Annotated in this window: 18 protein-coding genes; 11 read left to right on the top strand and 7 right to left on the bottom strand. The window is 51.5% G+C overall.

The genetic code is table 11. The annotated features are described in order from the left end of the window. The first annotated feature begins 68 nt into the window (after window positions 1–68). The gene (locus tag CA13_RS17415) at window positions 69–1,220 is read left to right on the top strand and encodes an alginate lyase family protein (protein ID WP_419194502.1); all 1,152 of its coding nucleotides are present in this window, start codon (window positions 69–71) and stop codon (window positions 1,218–1,220) included. 193 nt (window positions 1,221–1,413) lie between these two features. On the opposite strand, the gene CA13_RS17410 is transcribed toward CA13_RS17415, so the two are convergent. After that, window positions 1,414–2,745 (bottom strand): DUF1015 domain-containing protein, encoded by a 1,332-nt coding sequence (locus CA13_RS17410; RefSeq protein ID WP_146398721.1) that lies wholly within the window; start codon window positions 2,743–2,745, stop codon window positions 1,414–1,416. Window positions 2,746–2,940: 195 nt separating this feature from the next. On the opposite strand from CA13_RS17410, the gene CA13_RS17405 reads away from it, so the two are divergent. The 4 genes from CA13_RS17405 to CA13_RS17390 all read left to right on the top strand — a co-directional run bounded on the left by CA13_RS17405 (window position 2,941) and on the right by CA13_RS17390 (window position 9,057). Then, window positions 2,941–4,560 carry a YihY/virulence factor BrkB family protein gene (locus CA13_RS17405; protein WP_146398719.1) on the top strand — a complete coding sequence of 540 codons (1,620 nt, stop codon included), beginning with the start codon at window positions 2,941–2,943 and terminating at the stop codon, window positions 4,558–4,560. Window positions 4,561–5,047: 487 nt separating this feature from the next. After that, the gene (gene floA, locus CA13_RS17400) at window positions 5,048–5,998 is read left to right on the top strand and encodes a flotillin-like protein FloA (RefSeq protein WP_146403735.1); all 951 of its coding nucleotides are present in this window, start codon (window positions 5,048–5,050) and stop codon (window positions 5,996–5,998) included. A 12-nt stretch (window positions 5,999–6,010) separates the two neighbouring features. Then, window positions 6,011–6,934: an alpha/beta hydrolase family protein gene (locus CA13_RS17395; RefSeq protein ID WP_146398717.1), complete on the top strand. Its 924-nt coding sequence runs from the start codon at window positions 6,011–6,013 to the stop codon at window positions 6,932–6,934. 371 nt (window positions 6,935–7,305) lie between these two features. Beyond that, complete coding sequence (locus CA13_RS17390; RefSeq protein WP_146398715.1) at window positions 7,306–9,057, top strand: hybrid sensor histidine kinase/response regulator; 1,752 nt, start codon at window positions 7,306–7,308, stop codon at window positions 9,055–9,057. Between the two features lie 88 nt (window positions 9,058–9,145). Here CA13_RS17390 and CA13_RS17385 read toward each other — a convergent pair whose 3' ends face one another. Next, window positions 9,146–9,577: an acyl-CoA thioesterase gene (locus CA13_RS17385; RefSeq protein WP_146398713.1), complete on the bottom strand. Its 432-nt coding sequence runs from the start codon at window positions 9,575–9,577 to the stop codon at window positions 9,146–9,148. Window positions 9,578–9,860: 283 nt separating this feature from the next. Here CA13_RS17385 and msrA point away from each other — a divergent pair, with 283 nt between their 5' ends. Then, on the top strand, window positions 9,861–10,415 hold the full coding sequence (gene msrA / locus CA13_RS17380; RefSeq protein ID WP_473087466.1) for a peptide-methionine (S)-S-oxide reductase MsrA: 555 nt from the start codon (window positions 9,861–9,863) through the stop codon (window positions 10,413–10,415). 460 nt (window positions 10,416–10,875) lie between these two features. After that, on the top strand, window positions 10,876–11,487 hold the full coding sequence (locus tag CA13_RS17375; RefSeq protein ID WP_419194501.1) for a response regulator transcription factor: 612 nt from the start codon (window positions 10,876–10,878) through the stop codon (window positions 11,485–11,487). Here CA13_RS17375 and CA13_RS17370 read toward each other — a convergent pair. From CA13_RS17370 to CA13_RS17355, 4 genes are read right to left on the bottom strand one after another with little or no spacing between them, the layout of a single operon-like run. Continuing rightward, window positions 11,466–11,663: an ATP-binding protein gene (locus tag CA13_RS17370; protein ID WP_419194500.1), complete on the bottom strand. Its 198-nt coding sequence runs from the start codon at window positions 11,661–11,663 to the stop codon at window positions 11,466–11,468. The two genes, CA13_RS17375 and CA13_RS17370, sit on opposite strands and share 22 nt — an antisense overlap. Then, entirely contained in the window at window positions 11,656–11,934 is a 279-nt protein-coding gene (locus CA13_RS17365; protein ID WP_146398709.1) for an ATP-binding protein, read from the bottom strand. The genes CA13_RS17370 and CA13_RS17365 overlap by 8 nt, the downstream gene beginning before the upstream one ends. 35 nt (window positions 11,935–11,969) lie before the next feature. Then, window positions 11,970–12,236, bottom strand: coding sequence for a hypothetical protein (locus CA13_RS17360; protein WP_146398707.1), 267 nt, complete (start codon window positions 12,234–12,236; stop codon window positions 11,970–11,972). After that, on the bottom strand, window positions 12,215–12,526 hold the full coding sequence (locus CA13_RS17355; protein WP_419194499.1) for a PAS domain-containing protein: 312 nt from the start codon (window positions 12,524–12,526) through the stop codon (window positions 12,215–12,217). The genes CA13_RS17360 and CA13_RS17355 overlap by 22 nt, the downstream gene beginning before the upstream one ends. Before the next feature lie 389 nt (window positions 12,527–12,915). Here CA13_RS17355 and CA13_RS17350 point away from each other — a divergent pair, with 389 nt between their 5' ends. The 4 genes from CA13_RS17350 (at window position 12,916) to CA13_RS17335 (ending at window position 16,161) form a co-directional block, all read left to right on the top strand. Further along, complete coding sequence (locus CA13_RS17350) at window positions 12,916–13,950, top strand: hypothetical protein (RefSeq protein ID WP_419194498.1); 1,035 nt, start codon at window positions 12,916–12,918, stop codon at window positions 13,948–13,950. Window positions 13,951–14,072: 122 nt separating this feature from the next. After that, window positions 14,073–14,483: a hypothetical protein gene (locus CA13_RS17345; protein WP_146398703.1), complete on the top strand. Its 411-nt coding sequence runs from the start codon at window positions 14,073–14,075 to the stop codon at window positions 14,481–14,483. Next, entirely contained in the window at window positions 14,480–14,854 is a 375-nt protein-coding gene (locus tag CA13_RS17340) for a hypothetical protein (protein ID WP_146398701.1), read from the top strand. Before CA13_RS17345 ends, CA13_RS17340 begins: the two co-directional genes overlap by 4 nt. Continuing rightward, a complete protein-coding gene (locus CA13_RS17335; RefSeq protein WP_146398699.1) occupies window positions 14,851–16,161 on the top strand; it encodes a B12-binding domain-containing radical SAM protein in 1,311 nt (436 codons plus the stop codon). The genes CA13_RS17340 and CA13_RS17335 overlap by 4 nt, the downstream gene beginning before the upstream one ends. 47 nt (window positions 16,162–16,208) lie before the next feature. Here the strand turns inward: CA13_RS17335 and CA13_RS17330 are convergent, their stop codons facing one another. Next, complete coding sequence (locus CA13_RS17330; protein WP_419194497.1) at window positions 16,209–19,076, bottom strand: sulfatase-like hydrolase/transferase; 2,868 nt, start codon at window positions 19,074–19,076, stop codon at window positions 16,209–16,211. Window positions 19,077–19,141 lie beyond the last annotated feature (65 nt).

The following is a 19,141-nucleotide window of genomic DNA, read 5'->3' as shown; positions in this document are numbered from 1 at the left end:
GGCGTGAGATTGTCGTACTACAAATCACATCTTGTTTGACTACTTGTGAGACAAAAATCCATCCGCCGATGAGAGCTTTCGATCCGCGCCGATTATCTGTCGAGTGCTTCTTTGCATGGCTGCTTATTTGCTCCTTCCCGGCACACGCAGCGGATGTTGTTGATCGGCCGGTTCGAAACAGCTTTCGTCATCCAGGTCTGCTGCATACATCGGAGGATCTTGATCGTATTGCTAGGCAAGTCAAGGACGAAGTGCAACCAACGGTTGATGGCTTTGCGATATTTGCGAAACATGCTCAATCGCAAGCCAATTATCGAATGCGAGGGCCCTTTTCGGTTGTCCATCGTCCCGGCGCGGGAAACAATGAATTTGCATTGGACGCGAACGCGGCTTACCAGAATGCTTTGATGTACTGTATTAACGGCAACAAAGCACATGCTGAGAAAGCGGTTGAGATCATCGATGCTTGGTCGTTGAGACTACGTGGCATTGTTGGGCATGACTCGCACTTGGCCGCGGGCTTGTATGGATTCAAATTTGTTTCAGCCGCTGAGCTGATGCGTTGGCGATACGATGATTGGTCTCCCGAAAAGATCGCTCGTGCGGAAGAGATGTTTCGCGAGGCGATCTATCCGACGGTGAAAAATTTTGCACCGTTTGCGAATGGAAACTGGGACGGCGCTTGTATCAAGACCGTGATGGCAATCGCTGTGTTTTGTGACGACCAAGCGATGTTCGATCGAGCTACACAGTATTATTTGGATGGTGAGGGCAACGGGGCGATCACTCATTACGTGATCAACGAATTCGGCCAATGTCAAGAAAGTGGCCGTGATCAACAGCACACACAATTGGGGTTGGGTCAGTTGGCAGAGAGTTGTGAAGTTGCTTGGCACCAAGGAGTCGACTTGTATACCGCTGCGGACAATCGCTTGCTAAAAGGTTTCGAGTACACGGCCAAGTATAATTTAGGTCAGGGGGTGCTGTTTGAGCCTACGATCGATATCACGGGCAAATACCATCACCGATTCATTTCCAAAGAAGGTCGCCACCGCCTGCGTCCGATTTGGGAGATGGCTTGGAATCACTATCATCCTCGGCAAAGACTCGAAATGCCGTACACGCAGGCTGTCATCGAGAAGATACGACCCGAGGGAGCTGGGTTTCATGCAGACCACGTCGGCTTCGGAACACTTCTGTTTCCTAAATTGGAGCAGTGAAGTGTCACGAGTTCCAACCCAGGGTTGAACTTGCGTTGGGTGACAACCATGCTCTGCTTTTCCACTTCCGCTAGGCTTGTCCTAACGGAGTCTACGCGTGTTGATTGCGAAACGGAAACCCCCTTGTCCGAGCAGTCCGCGTTGAGTGTTCTGCTACGCGAGTGGAATATTTGCTACGCGAGTGGATTATTTGCTACGCGAGTGGATTAAATGTTAAACCGCTCAATAGCTTTGGAAAGAAGTAGGTGCTTTTGGCCGGCATCCGTTCTTTGTGCAAACTGATTGCTTCGACATGCTCTAGTTTCGCAGGCATGACTAATGCAGCGAGCGTGTAAGGTTCATCGCTGTCGCTTTCCGCTTGGCTTCCTTCACCTCGCATTCCTTCGATCACTTCGCTGACGTCATGGACGTACGTCGGTTTGGGATGATCTTTGCAATCCAACAAATTATCGATCACCAATCGATGTAGCAAGCTAACGCCGAGTTGTTGCCAATCGTCGCTCTTGTCGTCTGCCAACTCCTTCATCTTGGTATAGGCACCGTCGGTCGCTTTACAAAGCACCCATGTATCATCTTGGGTCGCGTACAAACCAATCAATCCTTGGTTATCTGCCGATGCCATCGCCGACCAAACGGTCGTTGCGGCGTCGAGTCCACCCGAACTCACTTCGCATTCGAACATGCCAGCCAATTGGGCGATAATTTGTGCGGATGAGAACCGTGTCGTGCCGCGAAGCAAACGATGCGTCGGCAATACGATCATCCCTGGATCGCTCATTCCGACTAGCATCGTCATCACGTAGTTGCCGGGGTGATCGGCGGGCAACTCTCCCATCTCTTCGGTTAGAAATTCTTTATAGTTGCATGCGGTTTCGTAACGATGGTGTCCGTCGGCAACGAACATCGGTTTATCTTCCATCAACTTGCTAACCTTGGCGACTACTGCCTCGTCGGTCACGGGCCAAAGCACATGCTTGACATCGAGATGGTCGATTGCTTCGACAGGCGTGACTCCCTTGGTCGCTTCGTCCAGCAAAGTGATGACTTCGTTTTCAGGGTCGGGATAAAGGCCAAAGATCTGGCTGTTGTTTTGCTTGGTCGCTTTTGTCAATTTTAGGCGATCGACTTTCGCCTTGGGGTGCGTTTCCTCGTGAGGATAAATGTTGCCTTGGCCGAACGGCTGCAACCTCACGCGGGCCATGAATCCACGACGGTTGAAAGTCTGTCCATCGATGGTGAATTGTTGATGATAGACGTAGTAAGCCGGCGCTTCGTCTTGCTTGAGCACCCCTTCGCTTTTCCACTGCTGGACGAACTTGGCTGCACGCTCGTATTTTTCGTCGCCGCTGTCGCCGGGTTCTGGGCGATTAAGAATGATGCGAATGACGTTGGCGGCATGTCGCTTATACAGTTGATCTTGCAGCTCCGGGTCGATCACGTCGTAGGGCGGCGCGATGACGTCCGAAATCGATCCAACGTGGTCCATGTTATAGCGAACGGCGGAAAAGGGGGCGGTTTGTGGCATTTTGATTCAAAACATTAGGGCTGGGGAAGTTAGGTGCAGTAGGATACGAAAAAGGGGGCGTTGATAACAGGAGTGCTGGCGCGAGTCGCCGAGTTATTGCTGGTCACGCCATGGGCGACTTGTTGTATAACCGGCGTCATTGCCCCCTTTTTGTAACATGTTCAAAGCAGCCACTGACGCGACGAGTTAAACGAGATGCGAAACTTTTTCAACTACCTCGTCGACGCGGTTCGCCAGCCTCGTGAAGAACTGACTCGTCGACAACACCAACTTCGTTATGCCTGGGAATTGACGGCACACTGTATTCGGCAATTGATCCATCATCGTGCGGAAGGGATGGCGGCCGAATTGACCTACCGGACCATCTTTTCGTTGATTCCGGTCGTCGTACTGGGGTTGGTGATGTTTCGGATCGTCGGAGGGCTCAGCGATGTGCGACAGGAAGTCGAAGACGGTCTCTATTCGTTCTTTGGCGTCCCCGAGATTCCCGGTGCCTACCAGAGTACCGAGGATATTCTTGACGAATCGGCGTCGGAGGCAATGGATGAATCGGAGGGTATACCGTTTGCCAACGCAGAGCCGGCCGAATTAGCAGAGCCGGCCGAATTAGCAGAGCCGGCCGAATTAGCAGAGCCGGCCGAATTAGCAGAGCCCGCCGAACTAGCAGAGCCCGCCGAATCAATAGAGCCGGCTGGCTCTGCTGAATCGGATAGCGTACCAGTGGATCCGTCGTCGTCATTGGAAGAGATCAACCATGAGTCAAACAGTAGCGAGGCCAACGACATCGCCGCGGAGTCCAGACGGCAAGCGCGTGCCGGAATTCGCCGGGCGCTTCATGAAGCAACTGTGAAGATTGCATCATTGGACTTCGCATCCATCGGCGTGATCGGGTTGCTGCTGTTTATTTACGCTGCGATAGCGTTAGCCAACGCAACGGAATCGATTTTCAATTTGATCTTCGAAGCACCCACGCATCGACCGATTCACATTCGCATCGCGATTCATTGGTCGATCATTACGCTTGGCGGCGGATTGTTAGCGATCAGTTTGTATTTGTCTGGGCAAGCAGTCCAGTGGGTCGCTGCGATCGGTTTGGGGACGAATGTGCAAGTGTTCTTAAGTCATTGTTTGTCGATTTTAGCTGGTTGGGTGTTGTTGTTCTTGCTCTATGCGTTGATGCCTAACACGCATGTGTCAGTCCGCGCTGCGGCAATCGGGTCGTTTGTCGGTGCGTTGCTTTGGGAAGCGGCCAAGTTCGGGTTCCAGATCTATGTGGTCACTGCACTGCCGTATGCGGCTCTCTATGCGTCACTCGGACTGATTCCGTTGTTTCTGTTTTGGATTTATGTCACATGGTGGATTTTCTTATTCGGGTTGATCTTGACCCATACGCTACAAACGCTCCGGGGGCGTCGACCGAGCCGGAATCAATGGAACGAAGGGGGGATATTGCCGGGTGATCCTGATTGGATGTTGCCGATCATGATCGAGGCAGCCGAGGCGTTTGAGAAAGGAGAGACGATCGATTTTCAAGAATTGGCGGATCGATTGGGGCTTGGCGGTGGGGTGGTCAAAGAAATGGTCCAAAAGTTGGTTGACGCTGAAATGCTTCGCCACGTTTCCAAGGGGGCCGATCAGGACGATTCGTTGACGTTGGCCCGACCAGCGGACAAGATTGATTTGGGCGAGATTCTACTTTTGGCACACCGAGCCAGCCCGATCAGCGATCATCCGGCATGGAAAGCAATGGAGACGCTCAAACAGGCCGAACGAGACGCGGCAACTGGGAAAACATTGGCTTCCACGATGAGCTGACGAGCTGGTGACCTAGTGAGGCGTTTCAAAAAGAGGGCTAATCCGCTCTTGGAATGCGGTCGGAGTCGAAAACAGAAGCGTCCAGAGTCCAAATCAATGGGTTGAGAACGACTTCATGTAAATTCCCCACAGGCATCCCACAACGCCTCGGACGCCTTTTGAACCAAGGGCCCCTTTTGTAACACGGGCCCCATCCAAAACGCAGGCTCCATCCAAAACACGGGCTCCATCCAAAACACGGGCTCCATCCAAAACACGGGCTCCATCCAAAACACGGGCCCCATCCAAAACACGGGCCAATGGTGGCCACAATACTTGCACGCACCGTCGGAGGCTCTATGATCAAGGGTTCCCGCGGTTGTTTCATTCATCGGGCCCGATCAATCCACTGGAACGCGACACCATGATGCTCCCCGAAATCCTACTGGCTAGCTCACTTGCTTCGGTTACTTCCTTCACTCTTTCGCTTGTCGGTCAAACGGGGCCGATGCAGGTGGTCACGTTGGCTGGCCTCTTGTTCGTCCTGTTTCTCTTAGCGATTTTAGGGTTCTTTTTCGTTCGCTACGGAAAACTTTGGTTCCAAGCTTACATGTCGGTGGCCGACGTTAGTTTGGTCAGTTTGATTCGGATGCATTTTACCAAAGTGAGTCCGCAAGTAATTGTGCAGGCGAAGGTCATGTCCGCCCAGGCTGGATTGAGCATTGATCGTCGCGATGGCATTAGCACGCGGCGTCTAGAGGCTCACTACTTGGCTGGTGGCAATGTGATGAACGTGATCCATGCGATCATCGCAGCTCATCGGGCTGAGATTCCCCTTGACTTTGACCAAGCCGCCGCAATTGATTTGGCTGGCCGCGACGTGCTTGACGCAGTGCAAACGAGTGTCTATCCAAAAGTGATCGATTGCCCCGACCCAAGCCGAAGTGGGAAGACAACCCTCAGTGCAATCACTCGAAACGGAATTGAACTCCGCGTGCGTGCTCGGGTCACGGTGAGGACCAACATTGAACAATTGATCGGCGGTGCCACCGAAGACACGGTGATCGCGCGAGTAGGCGAAGCGATCATCAGTTCGATCGGTTCGGCGGAAGATCACTTTAAAGTGCTTGAGAATCCCGACCTGATCACGCGAGTGGTCTTGTCACGGGGCCTTGATGCTCAAACCGCTTTCGAAATTGTGTCGATCGACATCGCGGATATTGATGTTGGCGAAAACATTGGTGCTCGATTGCAAAGTGATCAAGCGGAAGCGGACACGCGAGTCGCCCGGGCTCAGGCCGAACGACGGCGTGCCGAAGCGATCGCCGAAGAACAACAGATGAAAGCCAAAGTGGCCGATAACCGCTCGCAATTAGTTTTGGCCGAAGCGAAAGTGCCAATGGCGATGGCCGAAGCGTTTCGCGGCGGGCGGATCACCGCTCCGGGTAGTCGCTCGTAGACGTCGCTCGCAATGATTCGAAAATCGTATCGCGTCAAGTTTTCCAGTGGCGTCGGTGAAGACTTGGCGGGGATCGTTGATCGTCCTGATACGTCCCAGTCGGTTCCGGTGGTTGTGTTGAGTCATTGTTTCACTTGTAGCAAAGACTTAAAGGCAATTGTTCGTATCGCGCGCGGGCTTTCCGAGCATGGTATCGCGGTGCTGCGATACGACATGACGGGGCTTGGTGGCAGTCGTGGCGACTTTTCGCAAACCAATTTCTTGACCAATCTTGATGATTTGCGGGCAGCAATTGAGTTTGCCCAGTCAGAATTGGGCATGGTCACGACTCTGTTTGGTCATAGTTTTGGTGGTGCCGCTTCGCTGGCGATCGCTGGTTCGGATTTGGATATTGACCAACCGACGCGATCCAATCTTCGTAGTCTCATCTCGCTTGCCGCTCCGAGTGATACGGATCACTTGGCAGACCGTTTGGTGCGGATGAATCCGGCAATTGACAGCGAAGGGGTTGGCGATGTGGTGATTGGCGGCCTCACTTGGTCAATCCGCAAGCAAATGGTTGACAACTACCGCCACTACGATCTGACTCGCCTGATTGCGCGGGTTGCCATTCCGACGATGTTGTTTCAATCGCCGCAAGACGACATTGTTGGTTTTGAACATGCCATTCGGATCATGAGCTTGATCAATGTGCCGGATAGCAACGTGCCGGATAGCAATGTGCCGGATAGCAATGTGCCGGATAGCAATGTGCCGGATAGCAATGTGCCGGATAGCAATGTGCCGGATAGCGAGACAAGGCAAAGTGGAGTGGATGGGGAGTCGTTGGCCTCGTTGGTATCGCTGCCGGGCGCCGATCATTTGCTCACCAGCGATCCACGAGACATCGATTTTGTGATTGGCGTCGCTGCGACAATGATTCAACGGTATGCGTAGTTGGCAGTCACAAACGGCGAGAATCCGGAAATCCCCTGCGCTATCGTCAAAGCGACGACGCGTCTCTTTTAGTGGTCCGATGACGTTTCGGCTGGGTATCTCCGGAAAATTCAATTGGGGATTTGCGAAAGCATTTGCAAAAATCCGGCCCTTGAAGGCAATCTATGATGCTCCGTGCGTCAGATCTCGATAATCTGTAGATACCTCACTATGACGAGGTGAGGTGAAGTCTTTATGATAGTGTTGGACAAGCACGCGACGATCGCGGGCGGGTTGGCTCGGAGGGGGGAGTTTTCGATGATGTTAGCATCACACCCTCAATCGTCATTCCGCTAGCTTTTCCACGAGGTTTCCCCGGTGGGAGAAGATCGATGAATCGATCAACACAATCAACACAGAACATAGTGACGCCGCGCAAAGTAATTTGTATCGGCGATCCGATGACGTTACCGGCGGACATCCCCGAAGAGGATCTTGTTCTAGTCGATGGCTCCACAGCAGTCGTCGACCAACTTGAAGACCCCGCAATTGACGGCGTCTGGATCTCTCGCGAACAATTACCTCAGGTCAGTGAGCTTCGGGGAATCTCGCAAAGTGGAATCATGCTCCGCGATATGCCCGAAGGAGTTGCCCTTCTTGACTCGGACTTGAGAGTTTTGTGGGCGAATCGGCGGCTTTTGAAGTGGGCTGCCCGAACGGAGTCGCCGATTGGGATGAACTTCTACGAAATGCTTTCGAATCCCGAGATCATGGGGCCTGATTTTTGCCCTTTCCACACAGCACTGGCGACTGGAGACGAGAGCAACAGTACACTGCACACCGAAGATAGCCGCTATTTCCAAGTCCACGCGGCACCGATGATGCATCCCGACCACAGCCGCCAATTGGTCGTTACGGTGAACGACATCACCGAAGAGATCCTTCAGCAACAGAAGTTGGCGGCAATCCATCAAGCCGGTCGTGAGTTGGCGGATTTACGCCCCTCCGAAATTTTCATGATGGAAGTCGACGAGCGAATTGATCTTCTCAAAGAAAACATCCGACATTATTTGAGCGACCTGCTGAACTTTGATGTCATCGAGATTCGCCTGCTCGAACAAGCCACGGGCACCTTGATGCCACTTCTTAGTGTCGGAATTGATCAAGACGCAGCCGACCGCCAGCTCTTTGCTCATCCTCAAGGCAATGGTGTGACCGGCTACGTGGCGGCCAGTGGTGTCAGTTATATATGTCACGATGTCGTCAACGATCCATTGTTTATTCCGGGCGTTGCCAATTCACGCAGTTCTTTGACAGTGCCGCTGATCCTGAACGACCAAGTCCTTGGCACGGTGAACATCGAGAGTCCCGAAGTCGACGCGTTCGGGGATAGCGATCTGCAATTCCTCGAAATCTTTGCTCGTGATATCGCGTTCGCACTGAACACGCTGGAATTGTTGGTAGCACAAAAAGCGAATACAGCCCAGCAAAGCTGTGACGCGATTCATAGCGCGGTGGCGTTGCCAGTTGACGAAATTTTGAACGACGCCGTCAACGTGATGGAACAATACATCGGTCACAGCAGCGAAGTAACAGACCGGCTTCGCCGCGTACTTCGAAATGCTCGTGACATCAAGCAAACCATCCAACAAATCGGCCAACGGATGACGCCATTGGAAGCGGTCCCGGTTGGCGTTCATTCGCCTAATCATACGGCACTTCGTGGCAAACACATCTTGGTGGTCGACGCGGACGACCAAGTTCGCGAGGATGCCCATGAGTTACTCGAACGGTACGGCTGTATCGTTGAAACAGCTCACGAGGGTGACGAAGCGGTCTTGATGGTTCGTGGCAGCGACGATCCAAGTCACTACGACGTGATCATTAGTGACATCAAGCTGCCCGATTATAGTGGCTATCAATTGATGCTGCGTTTAGGCGAATTGATGAAGTACGTGCCGATGGTTTTGATGACCGGATTCGGTTACGACCCAGGCCATTCGATCGTAAAAGCGCGCCAAAACGGTCTTCATGCCAAAGGGGTGCTGTTCAAGCCGTTCCGACTTGACCAACTTGTCGACGTCGTTAAGACCATTCTTGAAGACACTGCCGAAAAGAAGAATTGTTCCAAACCGACCGAGTAAAAACTCACTCTTAGTCGGCTCAAATGAGCCACTGGAACACGCTTTCACGGTGCTTTCACGGTGCTTTTGCGGGGCTTTTGCGGGGCGATCAATGCCACGGCAGTGCCGGTGTTTTCGATATCGCCATCTTCTCGCGGACGTCATCAGGAATTTCAATGACCTTGTGATTGCGAAGGTCAACGTAAACCCAACGTGTTTGAACCTTGGCTAGAACCGCATTGTCTGCTGGCCGGCAAATCAGTGTTTTTCGCGTCGATGCGTAGCGTTGAATCTGGCTTACCCATGTTCGTACAATCAACTCGTCGTTCGCGAATGCCGCAGCCCGGTAGGTGATTTCGTGTTGCCGAACGACCCAACCGAGGCCCTCGGCGGCCGCTTCTTTGGCGTCCCATCCGATCGCCGCGGAATGTTTGCCGGCCGCCCAAAGCGTCCATTGCAAGTACCGCAAATTATGCACGTGTTGTTGGGAATCGATCTCGTTGGGATCGACTGTGTGGGAAAGGTCAAAAAACGATAACATTCGAGAAGGCAGTCCAATTGAGGGAAAAAGAGAGTTTTACCCCCCCCTGGTCGAGTGGCTATGATAGGGAGGGTGAAGCAATTCAATAAACGAGGTATGCAGTTCAATGAAAACAAACTCAACAATATCGTCACCCTCCGTGCACCGTACAGGTCGCAACCCTAACGGTATAATTCGCCATGTGGGGATGTTGATCGGTGCTTTGGCCTTACCTGTTCTTTTGTCGTCCTGCGGTTTTGCAGATCAACCCAATCCATCAAAGCCAATTCAAGGAGCATCAACTTTGTCTCAGACGAATCAGCCGACTCAATCGGTTGCTACGGTAGCCGGTGGTTGTTTTTGGTGTACTGAAGCAGTCTATGAACGGATCGCGGGTGTTGGTGATGTGGTTTCCGGCTATATCGGCGGCCAGGTTCCCAAGCCTAATTACACCCAAGTCTGCACGGGCCGAACAGGGCATGCCGAGGCAGTTGAAGTTTACTACGATCCGAGCGTTCGATCTTACGAGGAGATCCTAGAGATCTTTTTCAAAACACATGATCCAACCTCGCTCAATAGGCAAGGAAACGATAAGGGGACTCAGTACCGTAGCGCTATCTTCTATCACGATGAAAAGCAAAAAGAGATTGCCGAGAAGTACATTCAAAAACTGAACGATTCAGGTGACTTTGACCGTGACATCGTAACAACGCTTGAGCCAGCCACCAAATTTTACCCCGCCGAAGAGTATCACCAAGATTACTTTCGTCGAAATCCAAACGCGGGTTACTGCCGAGCGGTGGTACGGAACAAGGTTCGCAAAACAAATCGAACCTTCGGTGATATGCTGAAGAAGTGAGTTATTGAGTGGATGAATCCACCCAGTAAACTTTCGCGGTGGAATGCCTGTTACCCCCTAAGGGGAGTGAACGGTTGTGCGAACGCGATGCGGTGTAATTCAATACTGGACGCATTTGTGAATGTTTACTGCGTTTTGTCGCAGAAGCGCCACCGCAATCGTCCGAAATGGGCCGATAAGTTTACTGTCAGGGAGTCGACAAGCGTTTGGGGCAAACGCTTGCGGACATCCTGAACCTCTTCTCGTTTCAGTGTGGGGCGAACAGATTCGGAACCATTTTCGCTAGACGAAGATGGAATCCTGGATCTGCGAGAATGAGGAATTGACCGATCCGTTTCTTATTTAGGAAGCGGCTCGGTTTTTTTTTTTCAGCCCACCAGCTTCAGGTTTTTCTGCCATGTGCTGCCTTTCCGACGTTAAAATGAAGGGGATTGCCCACGATTTAGCTAGGAAGATGCGGATGACGAAACCTCTTGTATGTATCGTTGATGATGAACGAGCTGTGCTCGATGTAGTCAAACGGATGATTCAATCGGGGGGTTATGATTGTCGTTGTTATCAAACGGCTAACGAGCTACTTGATGCTTTTGATGAGTCGGTTGACTGTGTGGTGACCGATCTCAAGATGCCAGAGATGGATGGCGCGGAGCTTCTTGAAAAAATTCGTGAACTGGATCGGTTGGTGTCGGTCGTTGTGCTAACTGCACATGCCGATATTCCGACGACGGTAAATCTGATGCAGCAAGGTGCCGTCTCGCTGATCGAAAAACCGGTGGATGCGAATCAATTGCTCTCGACCGTCGACAAAGCAATTGAGCTGACGCGAGCTCAGCGACGGTTGCGGAGCGAAGCCAACGATGCTCGACGTCGTATTCACAGTTTATCGGCAAATGAACTCGACGTGCTTCGCGAAATGATCTCGGGTGCGCCGAACAAAGCGATCGCAATGAGACTTCAAATCAGTTCACGAACACTCGACCGTCGCCGTCAACACATCCTCGAAGTGATGAAACTTGACTCGGTTGCCGAATTAGCGACCGTCGTTGCACGCTACAACTTGCTTGATGACTGACACTCTTTGTCGCGTTTCCCCCTTTTTTGAGTCAGGAACACTTGTAGCATCGTTCCAGTATCAGTCGATGAGGCACGGACGACACCGTGGTATTGTTCGACAAGGCCGTGAACCACTGCCAATCCAAGCCCCGTCCCTTGCCCAACAGGCTTGGTGGTGAAGAATGGCTCAAACATCTTTGTCCGCTTGCACAGGATCGAGCCCCTGCCCAATATCGGTAATGGACACAACGGCATACCCATCTTGGCAAGGTGCAAGTCGCATGCATTTGGCTTGCTCACCGGTCAACGTTTGCGTGTTGATCGTGATCTTTCCTCCCTCGGGCATCGCATCGCTTGCATTGGAAACGAGGTTAAAAACGATTTGTTCCAATTGAGTTGGATCGCTTTGGACCCAAATGGGATCGGCGTGGAAACAAAACGGAATTTGGGTCTTCTTCGGTACCATTCTCCTTAACAGGTTTTCAATCTCGCCAATCCCTTTTATTCAGATCGATCGTATCTGCGGCCAGGGGAACTCGGCCACTGAATGTCAGGAGTTGCATTGGTCAATGCCGAGGCACGTTCACCCGCGTCGCGAATCGCTCGTAGTGACCCTAAAGATTGTTCAATATCCACTGGTTCTTTGCTCGTGTTTTTACCTCTCTGTTCGGCTTGTGTGAGCAGTTGGCTGCATTCGCCCAGGATCACCATCAGCAGGTTATTAAAATTGTGGGCAACACCGCCCGCTAAACGGCCGATCGCTTCCATCTTTTTGACTGACAATTCTTATCACGTTGTTCGATCAGATTCGTCTCGCCATCTTTCAGTTCTTGAATATCGGTCGATGTCCCGTACCAACACTCGATTTGGTCGTCCTCGTCGCGAATCGGGATGCCACGTGAAAGGAACCAACGATACTCGCCATGGATAGTCGGTAGCCGATGTTCGCGTTCATACACCGTTCGATCTTCCATACATTCCTGCCAAACCGTCGCTTCTGCGACAAAATCATCGGGGTGGACGAATTTTTTCGGGATGATCAAACGACAGCGATTCAAGCAACTCCAGACCTTGCTTATGGCGGTACAGCAAATGGCCTACCGGGTCGGTGATCCAGACGACTTGGTGCATGGCGTCGGCAGGACTTCGGAGTCGCGAAGCACTGGCTTGTACCGCTTTTTGAACTTGCTTTCTCACAGGCCAATTACCCGTTTTTACTACAGGGGTCAAAAATATCGAAAAACTCCTCACTTTCGCTCAAGTTTTTCTCTTTCGTCATGTCGTTCATTTTTGTTATTGACGGCCTATCTGCTAAGAGTCCCTAGTTCGTTCCTCGCCCGGAAAAAGGCAAATGCTTACTTCGAAACGCATTTCAATCACATTGACGTTCTGTTTTTGCGCCCTTTCGATTCCATCCGTGACGGCCGCGCCCCCAGAATTTCTCCGCATGTTTCGTCCTTCACCGAAAGTCGAAGCGGATGCATCGGCCGAGTACTTGCTCAGCGAAGAAGATGGGCCATGGATGATACTGGCATCCACTTGTGTCGGCGAAGGCTCCAAAGCAAGAGCCAAGCGATTGGCATTGGAGATTCGCAGCGAGCTAGGCCTGCCTGCTTACATTTATCTTGAACGATTCGACTTCACCGGCGAGGTCAATAAGCACAATTCTGGCAATCGTCATCAACGCTATGCAAACTCGTACCAATATGAAGCTTACGCGGTCTTGGTGGGCGAATATGACCGAGTTGAAAACGAAAACATCGACAAAGACCTGCAAACACTCAAAACAGCACGATTGCCGATTTTCTCCGACAAAGAAGAAGTGGAAAAGGAAACCAGCGGCATCAATCCAGTGACTTCCGTTAAGGCGATGAGCCAAAAGCTGCTATCCATCCGCAAAGACAAAACACTTGGTCCGATGGCGAGTGCCTTTGTGACGCGCAATCCGATGTTGCCCGCGGAGTACTTTGATGCTCCCGAAGTCGATTCCTTTGTTCGTCAACTGAACGAAGACAAAGACTACAGCCTGCTCGACTGTAAAGCCAAGTACACCGTTGTGGTCGGAACCTTTGAGGGTCTCGGCACGATCGTTGATGGCAAGAAAGAAAAGGAGTTCGAGCCGAGCGGCAAACGGCTCGATAAATTCGCCGCCGATGCGGACAAAATGTGCAAAAAACTTCGCGCCGACGGCGTTGAAGCATACCAATTCCACGATCGTACTCGGTCGCTCGTTACGGTAGGTGGTTTTGCATCGCTCGGCCGCGAGCTTCCCGACGGGCGTTTCGAGTATGCGATGGACATTCGTCAAACGATCGAAAAATATCGAGCCTTCAATTCGCGTGTTGCTCGCTACGTTCCCGAGCGAAACGGCGTTGCCGTCAATCATGCCGCGATGATCCCCTTCGACATCAACCCCGCCCCGATCGCCGTCCCACGCGTTTCCAAACGTAGTTTGTACAACGGTGCTCTAGGAATGCGATAAGCTCACCAAGTCGAATCGGCAATCGATTTCCGCATGTGGAGTTTTCACATGCGGATTTTTCGTATGCTAAGATAAGTGACGGGCTCTGGTCGGTTAGCCAAATATCACTCGGGGAGCATGTCGTGTCACGATTCACAACGCGTATACTCTTTGCCATCGCAGCGGTTTACGACTTTGCGATTGGCTTGGTTTTCCTTTTGGCTGGGAAACAACTCTTCGACGCCTCTGGTATCCCTCATCCTAGTCATTGGGGCTACGTTCAATTCTGTTCGCTGATGCTAATGGTTTTTGGAACCATGTTCTTTAGCATTGCCAAAGATCCCCATCGCAATCGCAATCTCATGCCTTATGGGATGCTGCTAAAAATTAGCTATGTTAGCATCGTTAGCTATTACTGGGTAATGATTGGTTGTCCCTTTTTGTTCAAGCCATTTGTTCTGATTGATTTTGTGATGCTCATTCTCTTTGCAGTTGCCTATTATCGCCCTGCGGAAAAGGATGCTGCAGCCACTTTCACTACGGACGTCCTTTGACAACACTCAATTGGTATTTCGGATGGGCCCTTATTGCTTCCGCTTTCGGCACCGGGGCCATTATTGGTCTCTTTTTCCATCGCGAGGACTTTTTCGGCGGATACGGTTCGTTTCGTAGACGTCTCCTTCGACTCGGGCATATCGCCCAAGCTGCACTCGGGATGATGAATGTCCTCTTTAGCGTTTCGACGCCGACGACCGGATTATTGGAAACGCAAATTGCCTCGTGGGCGTTCATTATCGGCGGCATTGCGATGCCGACGGTCTGCTTTTTGACCGCTTGGAAGAAGCCGTTTCGGCACTTGTTCTTTATTCCCGTCGTCGCTCTTTTCATCGGCGTCATCCAAACCTTACAAAATGGGCCACCATGAAGATTGGATTCCTAGCATTGAGTGGCTTACGGGCACACGATGCGAAACTGTTGAAACTTGGACTGACCCTTCCCGGTGTGATCGAACGAGGGAAAGTGCTCTCGGCATTGCCAAGCTTGGGACTCCTGTACTTAGCAGCGGCGACTCCCGCAGGCCACGAATTGCATTATTTCGAAGCGGAGCGAGATGGAAGCGAGCCGACCGAAGTCTACGACTGTGACCTAGTTGCCATTAGTACGTTCTCAGCCCAGGTCTTTGAAGCCTACGCGATTGCGGATCGCTTACGAGCTAAGGGGGTGAAGGTTGCGATGGGGGGATTACACGTCACCGTGGAACAAGGGGAAGCACTTGAGCATGCGGATTTTGTCTTTCTGGGCGAAGGCGAACAAATGTGGAGCGAAGCGGTCCCCGAAATCGAGGCCTCAACAACGCGGCGGGTTTGGGACGCACGGGATTCACCGCCAATCAGGGTCAGTTCGCTCCCCGTTCCTCGCTATGATTTGTTGGCCAACCGCCCTTACACTCGCTTTCCCGTCCAAACGACACGCGGTTGTCCGTGGCGCTGCGATTTTTGTGCGTCCAACGTCATGCTGTCGCAACCGTATCGCAAACGTCCGGTGGCAGATGTCATACGGGATATCCGAGCGATCAAGCAAATTCAACGTCGACCATTCGTCGAGTTTGCAGATGACAACACTTTCGTCGACCACCAATGGGGCAAGCGTCTATGCCGCGAATTGATTCCTGAGCGAATCAAGTGGTTTACGGAAACGGATATTTCGGTGGCCGACGACGATGAACTTCTCGCGTTGATGCGTCAGGCGGGTTGCAAACAAGTTCTGATTGGATTGGAAAGCCCGGAACCAAAGTCCCTTGACGGTATTGAGCTACGCGCCAATTTTAAATCGCGTTACCAGGGTGACCCGCGAGAAGCGGTTAAACGAATCCAATCGCATGGAATCACCGTCAATGGCTGCTTCATTCTCGGGCTTGATAGTCAAAGCCCTGCGATATTTGAACAGGTTTTGCAGTTCGCTAACGAAACCGGAATTTGGGATGTGCAAATAACAATACTGACGGCCTTCCCAGGCACCCCGCTCTACGACCGATTGCTAAAGGATGGCCGGATTTTGCAACCGAGACGATGGGATCGATGTACTTTGTTTGACGTGAACTTCGAACCTTTGCAAATGTCAGTCGACGAGCTTCGAAATGGGATCTACTGGTTAGCCGAGCAATTGTACACACGGGAAGCGATTACTCGCCGTCGTCGATCCTTTCTCAATGCACCTGCCCCGCAAACGTGACGGTCGGGGATTTGAAAACAATCGATAGCGAGGCGGGCAAATTTGGGTCACGGATCAAAACGAGGTGCTGAATGTTTGGCCGAGCGAATCGATTTTAGCCTCGCTTGCATTGACCGAACGCGATCGGGATGATGGCTAGCGACATTGTGGCGTTGCCCGATGTCAATCGACAAATCATACAACTCAACGGCTTGGTCATCATCGGCATTGTAGAGGTGCTTGGTTTCCCATTTTTGATTTGGTTTTCGGTGGTATCCCGTTTTCGAATCAATCAACAACCAGTTTTCTTCGCGGATTGCATAAGCATTCTTGTAAGTGTTATGTACGTGAGCGGTTCGAACCAAATTCGAATCGCCTCGGATGATTGGCAGAAGGCTATGGGAATCTTCCGCTGCATCCTCGGGCAACGCGTAGTCAATCGCATCGGCTAAGGTCGCCATGATGTCGATTTGTGACGCCAAACTATCCGATACCGTTCCTGGTTTGGTGACGCCGGGCCAGCGAATCAAAAACGGAACGTGATGCCCTCCTTCGTAAATGTCGCGTTTGAGTCCACGGAAAGGTTCCGCTGACCAATGGTCGTAGGTTGCATCGCGAACGTATGCGTAATTCTCGGGCCCATTGTCGGCACTAAAGATGACGATGGTGTCGTCGGCTTGGCCCGATTCACGCAGTGCATCTAGCAGTTGACCGCACGCATTGTCGGTTTCGACAACAAAATCGCCATAGGGGCCCGCTTCTGATTGCCCGTCAAAAGCATCGTTGGGAATGATTGGCGCGTGAGGTGATGGAAACGCAAAATAGAGAAAGAACGGTTTGTCATTGTCCTTTTGAGCATGAATAAATTCGACACCACGATGTGTGATTGTAGGGAGGCATTGGTAAGGATCCCAATCCGAAGCCATTGGGCCTGGGCGACATTCCCAGCTACCTTCTTTGATGGGTCTCCATTTGCTTGTGTCCAGCATCGCGTCGGGAGCTTTGATAACCCGATCATTTTGGATCCAGCAATACGGAGGAAAGTTGATGACGGTGTCACCAAAGTACGAATGAAAACCGTGAGCCAGTGGTCCACCGGGGATTGCCTTGTCCCAATCAAACGCTTCGGGCGGATAGCTTTTCTGCTTTGATCCGCTCACCGTGATCGGCTTGGCATTGGGTTTTTTTATTGCATCCCAATCCCAACCAAGATGCCATTTGCCAATCGCGGCGGTCGTATATCCGTAGGCCGTCATCATCTCAGGCAAAGTTAACCGTTTGTCGTCAAAAACGGACTTGCCAAATGGGCCGACAATTTCATGAAAGTCACGCCAATGATACCGCCCCGTCAACAAGGCATATCGGCTTGGCGTGCAGATGCCCGAGGATGAGTGGCCATTGGAGAACCGCATCGATTGCCGTGCCAAATCATCCAAATTCGGTGTTGGAATTTTTGAAGCAGGATTCTGAATACTCAGGTCTCCGAATCCCATGTCATCGGCGTACAAGACAAGCACGTTCGGAGTTGATTTTGTCTGTCGGGCAAACGGCGGTCGATAGACACGCACTGCGGTAATTGGCGTGTCGGAGTCTGCGATAAGGGTCAACGTATGCTGACCATTGGAAATACCTTGGATCAACCGAACCGTTGATTCCCGAGTCGGATCCGGATTCGCTTTTGCTATGAAGTGGTCATTGAATTGGGGAACCACATCGAATTGAATGACGGCGTCAACGGTAAGTGGCTTTTCAAAAACCTTTCGGCAATAGGCGAGGTTCCAATCTCGCGGTTCAATTTTCAATCGACCCGAATTGGAGACAAACGTCTCTGTCGCAGTCCCTTCGCCATCATCGCCTGAGACCGAACCCGTCACCGTGAAACGAAATTGGTTGTAGTCGTCTGAAGCTTCGGTGATTCGGATCGACCATGTTTCGGGGATGACCGGTGATGGGCCACGTTGTATCTGCAAAAGGCATGGCCAATTCGTGCCGAGATATCCGCTCGTTTTGGTCATGCAGTATGCATTGGGAAAGTCACTCGGATTTCGGTTGTCTACCAAGACTTGAACTTCTCTTGGTTCGCCTTGATTTGCAGTAATCACGTCGACTCGATTGCCCTCGAACGGAATCGTAAGTTGACCTCCGGTCCAATCGTTTGAGTTGATCGGAATCGTTGTCACTCGATCATCCTCTACCACCGTGGTCCCAGGCGTATACTGCAAGCCTGAGTTGACTATCTCGGCCATAAGATGGTTTCCGTGTTCGTTAAGATGTACACCATCGCGCAGCAAGTCGCGGGGTGTGAGTTGGTTGTCCTCTAAGTACGTTTTCCATACTGATCGTTGGTCAAGCAAGCCAACATCGTATTTCTCGGCCAACCCAGGCAAAAATACATGATTGAACCACGGAGCCCAATTCGCAGGTGTTAAGTTTGCAGGGTCTTTTTCTTCATCCAATTTTCCGTTGCGTTGAAAGTGATCGTTTTGAAGCAGAATGTCAGCGGTGGTTTGTTCACGCACTCGACGTATGATCGCTTCATAATCGCGATGATCCCCGTAAACGTGAAAGACCAAAAGATCAGGATAGAAAGGATACAGATCGGCTTCAGCAGTCTTGCTAAGAATCTGGGATGAATGGCCTCCTATCGCACGGTTCTCGATCTCCAAGTCCGCATGAGGGAAACGCTTCCGAAGATCATCGGCAACCGCGTGTGACCAATCTTGTTCGGTAATCGATTGACCATAGAACAATACTTTGACGTGGTTCCGTTTTTCAGCTGTGCTTTCAGCCATTAATGACAAACTGCGCTGTAGCGTTGACGCTGCTCCGCGGACAGTTTGCAGGTTCGTTGGATTGGGGAACTCTTGCGATTGTGCCGGATTCTTTCCAACGAACGAAACAGCAAGCATTAGAAGCAGAAACGCAGTTTTTTTCATCAGTTGGAATCCAAATTCATGTGGAAACAAAAGGTTCTTGGTATGATGATACTCGGATCACTCAC

It is taken from the genome of Novipirellula herctigrandis (genome assembly GCA_007859835.1).
GTDB classification, from domain to species: domain Bacteria; phylum Planctomycetota; class Planctomycetia; order Pirellulales; family Pirellulaceae; genus Novipirellula_A; species Novipirellula_A herctigrandis.
The sequence above is the reverse complement of the archived record's forward strand: the minus strand, read 5'-3'. Positions and strand labels throughout refer to the sequence as shown.